This window comes from Microcoleus sp. BM001215392 (genome assembly GCF_036700185.1).
In the GTDB taxonomy this organism is placed as follows: Bacteria; Cyanobacteriota; Cyanobacteriia; order Cyanobacteriales; family Microcoleaceae; genus Microcoleus.
Genome location: NZ_JAUBOJ010000729.1, coordinates 1 through 1,277, shown reverse-complemented (window position 1 = coordinate 1,277; position 1,277 = coordinate 1). Strand labels below are relative to the sequence as shown.

The window sequence follows — 1,277 nt, the reverse complement described above, 5'->3', positions numbered from 1 at the left end:
CTAATGAGCGCTTATTTTATATTTATATTATACAATCTAGCTGCGTATCAGCTTACCAAATCCGGGTATGATACCCATTTTATTGTCATTGTTCACTGCGTGAAGCAATCGCATAGATTCTGGCTCTAAACCGAAGATTTATAAGGGGAATAGGAAACCCGGATTTTGTATAAGTTAAAAATTCTTCTCTTCAGTCCTCTTTTAGAGGAGTTTAGCTTTGAGGCAGGGGTTTTAACCCCTGCCGGACTGTGGGAAAGCGCGTTTTTGTTGACACGAAGAAGGGCACAGCATTGCCGTGTTCCTACTGAAAAAAAACCGCTGACAATATTACTGTCAGCGGTGAGTTGTTGTTGAGGTTAAACTATAGAATATTGCAATTTAAAACAGGTGATAAGTTCGATCGCGCTTTTGCAGAGCTTTGAAGAGAAATGTATCGACTCTAAGCGCGATCGCACATTCATCATTTCTACCCTTCAACAATCAGAGTCACATTATTAATTGCAATGACTCGCACCGCATCTCCAGGTTTAAAAGTAATATCTTGGTCAGATATCGCAGGCCACCAACTGCTTTGAAACCGGACGCGACCAGATTCGCCCGGACGAATTTCTTCTTCTACAATCGCTTTTTCGTCTTGGGCGATATCTTTGGCGGCTAAATGAGTATCGGCTGTTTGTGTATCGCTCACAGCCACTTTTTCATCACCAGCCACCGTCTCTTCTCCTACATTGGTAGTGGACTTCGACACAGCACTGACGGCTGCTTGTGTTGGACCGACATCACCAAGTTGTTCCTCGTCAGCGAAGGCTAAGATTCCTTCTTCATCAACAAAGCTTGCTTCTTGGACATAGTTAGTAGACATGGTTGATTGCTCCTGAAGATAGGTTGTGCTTAACTTTACTTTTGGATGCAAAAATCTCGCGTTTTTGCAGTCTGATAAAAGTGTCTGATTTTTCATCCCTATTGCGATCGAGGATTTAAATTCTGGCTTCTACAAATTGATACCAGCCCCGATAATTGTCGTGGATATTTTCAAACCTTAGATTGAAGTTCAAGCTCCCAGGTTCATCTGCGCTTGTAAATCTAAAATCTAAAATCTAAAATCTAAAATCGACTGACCACTCCCCACCAACAGAGTTTTTCCCAACTACGCTTCAACAATCAGAGTAATGTTGTCAAGTCTCACAACGCGAACCACATCACCGGGTTTAAAGGTTATTTGTCGATCGCACTTCGCAGGCCACCAAGTGCTTTGAAAACGGACGCGACCGGATTGT

At 42.6% G+C, this 1,277-nt stretch carries 2 protein-coding genes; both read right to left on the bottom strand.

Going from position 1 to position 1,277, the window contains the following annotated elements:
- Positions 1-466 precede the first annotated feature (466 nt).
- Entirely contained in the window at positions 467-862 is a 396-nt protein-coding gene (locus QT974_RS34490; RefSeq protein WP_333472837.1) for an NfeD family protein, read from the bottom strand.
- A gap of 285 nt (positions 863-1,147) precedes the next feature.
- Positions 1,148-1,277, bottom strand: a 130-nt coding sequence (locus tag QT974_RS34485; RefSeq protein ID WP_333472838.1) for an NfeD family protein, incomplete at its 5' end; no start/stop codon positions are given.

Excerpts from the sequence above, each read along its gene's own strand:
- QT974_RS34490 (WP_333472837.1), bottom strand. The coding sequence starts at position 862 with ATGTCTACTAACTATGTCCAAGAAGCAAGCTTTGTTGATGAAGAAGGA.